Annotated in this window: 4 protein-coding genes; all 4 read left to right on the forward strand. The window is 41.8% G+C overall.

Annotated features, from left to right (window positions below):
* Positions 1 to 595: orotidine-5'-phosphate decarboxylase (pyrF, locus tag AB5Z52_RS16590; RefSeq protein WP_368267079.1), on the forward strand; the 595-nt coding region annotated here is incomplete at its 5' end.
* Positions 592 to 1,227 carry an orotate phosphoribosyltransferase gene (gene pyrE / locus AB5Z52_RS16595; RefSeq protein ID WP_005473159.1) on the forward strand — a complete coding sequence of 212 codons (636 nt, stop codon included), beginning with the start codon at positions 592 to 594 and terminating at the stop codon, positions 1,225 to 1,227. The genes pyrF and pyrE, both read left to right, overlap by 4 nt.
* Positions 1,228 to 1,376: 149 nt before the next feature.
* The gene (locus AB5Z52_RS16600; RefSeq protein WP_034704506.1) at positions 1,377 to 2,054 is read left to right on the forward strand and encodes a carbonic anhydrase family protein; all 678 of its coding nucleotides are present in this window, start codon (positions 1,377 to 1,379) and stop codon (positions 2,052 to 2,054) included.
* Between the two features lie 30 nt (positions 2,055 to 2,084).
* Positions 2,085 to 2,453, forward strand: a complete 369-nt coding sequence (locus AB5Z52_RS16605; RefSeq protein ID WP_029486815.1) for an iron chaperone — start codon at positions 2,085 to 2,087, stop codon at positions 2,451 to 2,453.
* Positions 2,454 to 2,584 lie beyond the last annotated feature (131 nt).

A 2,584-nucleotide genomic window follows, 5' to 3' on the forward strand; every position in this document is an offset into this window, starting at 1 on the left:
AGGACCAGAAATCGTCAGCTGGTTAAAAGATTTAGGCCATGATATTTTCTTAGACTTAAAACTTCACGACATTCCCAATACTGTTGAGCGGGCCATGACACGTTTGGCAAATCTTGGGGTCGCGATCACCAATGTTCATGCGGCGGGTGGTATTGAGATGATGATAGCAGCAAAGCGGGGACTGCAAAATGGAACCAAGGAAGGCCAAAATGTGCCGCTATTGATTGCTGTCACACAGCTGACTTCTACTAGCGAAGAACAAATGCAGCAAGAACAGCTAATTTCTGTTTCTTTAGAAGAAAGCGTGCGTCATTATGCTCAATGTGCAAAAAAAGCAGGATTAGCTGGCGTGGTTTGTTCCGCCCAAGAAGCTGCTGCCATCAAGGTAGCTACCAATCCTGAATTTATGTGCTTAACCCCAGGAATTCGTCCGGCTGGTAGTGATGCCGGAGATCAAAAACGAATCGTCACACCAGCAAAAGCAGGACAAATTGGTTCTTCTGCGATTGTTGTCGGTCGACCAATCACACAATCTGCAACACCTTTTGATACTTACCAGGAAATTAAACAAGCATGGAAGGAAGCTATTCAATGACAGAAATCAGTAAAGCAATTGCCAAAGACCTTTTAACGATTGAAGCAGTATTTTTACGTCCAAATGAACCCTTTACTTGGGCAAGCGGCATCAAAAGCCCGATTTATTGTGATAATCGTATGACAATGAGTTACCCTGCTGTACGTAAAGCGATTGCCAGTGGTTTGGCTGCGCAAATCAAAGAACACTTTCCAGACGTCGAAGTAATTGCGGGTACAGCTACTGCTGGGATCCCTCATGCCGCTTGGGTAGCAGATATTCTTGATTTGCCAATGGTCTATATCCGCAGCAAAGCCAAAGATCATGGCAAAGGAAACCAAATCGAAGGACGTATCACGGAAGGTCAGAAAATGGTTGTGATCGAAGATTTGATCTCTACTGGCGGCAGTGTGTTAGAAGCTTGCGAAGCAGCCGCTCGCGAAGGGGCAAATGTTCTGGGGGTGGCAGCGATCTTTACCTATGAATTGCCGCAGGGATTAACCAACTTTGAAAAGGCCCAGCTGCCATTAGTGACGTTGACCAACTATTCAACAATGATCGATACTGCATTAGAGATGGACTATATCGGAAAAGAAGATATTGCATTGCTGCAGCAATGGAAACAGTCACCTCAAACTTGGACTGGTAAATAAGAACAACGAATATGCCTGGAGTGATCCAAGAGCATATTCGTTTTATTTTTATCTTTTTTCTGATACGATTTGAGACGATTCATCAAAAGTTATCTGGCAGTTGAAAGGCAGCCAGTTTCAATAGGGAGGCAGTTTTATTGAAAAGAAATATGGATGTTCCATGGAGTTATTCTGGGGAGAATGGTCCTGAGTATTGGCACACATTGTGTGACTGGTATGCTGAAGGAGCGAAGTTTCCATTGCAATCGCCCATTGCGCTTTACCATGACGATACAGAGGAACCTGTCGATGAGGATTTAAGCTTCCATTACCATCGGGAACGCTTTACTGAAAAAGAATTTAAAAATACGATTCATTTTGTTCCATATAATAAAGAAAGTTACGTGACCTTTCAAGGCATTAATTACTACCTAACGGATATTCATTTTCATATGCCTTCTGAGCATATCATCGATGATGAGCAGCAAGAACTTGAATTTCATTTGGTACATATGAATGAACAAGGAGAAAACTTAGTCGTCGGTATTTTGTTCCGGTTAACAGATAAATTAAACTGGATCTGTAATCAGCAAGATGATAGTATTTGGGATTTCAAAAACCATACCCAATGGTTTGACCCATCGATGTTTTTACCGGAAATGACCCACCATTTTCACTATGTAGGTTCTTTGACAACTCCTCCAACTAAAGGTCCAATCAACTGGTTTGTATTTGACTGGGTAGGCGAGATGAGTCGTCGCTTTATTCTGGAATTTCGTGAAGAAGTTTTGGAAAACAATAATCGTCCATTGCAGGATCGAAAAGACCGACCAATCTACTTTTACTGATGGTCTAGCGAACGAAAGGAAGGTTACGAAATGGATCAGTTTCAAGAGTACCTAACAAAAGAATTGTCAGAGGCACAGCGAAAAGTCCTGGAGCCATTATTTGAACATATATTAACTGAATTCCCGGATTTGCAGACTCGAATTGCTTGGAACCAGCCGATGTTTACGGATCATGGAACCTTCATCTTGGGGATTAGCAGTTCGAAGAAACATTTCTCAGTCTCGCCAGAAGTGAAAACGATGGCCTTGTTCAATACCCGCATTGAAGCAAGTGGCTATTCACAAACAAAAAACATTTTTCGTATTTTATGGGATCAGCCGGTTGACGAAAAGCTGATCTTCGACATTATCCGTTTTAATATGAAAGACAAAGCGGATTGTCAAACCTTTTGGCGCTAGATAGTCGTTCTGAAAATAAATTTTAATGGCCAACAAAAAAGACGATTTATTCGTCTCAGACTGTAGACAAAAGCTGTTCCAAACTCGTAACTCGAGCTTGGAACAGCTTTTTATCTACTTCGTTTCGAATT

Origin of the sequence: Enterococcus sp. RTP21361st1_A6_RTP21361_211029 (assembly GCF_040910045.1) — a bacterium.
In the GTDB taxonomy this organism is placed as follows: Bacteria; Bacillota; Bacilli; order Lactobacillales; family Enterococcaceae; genus Enterococcus_D; species Enterococcus_D gallinarum.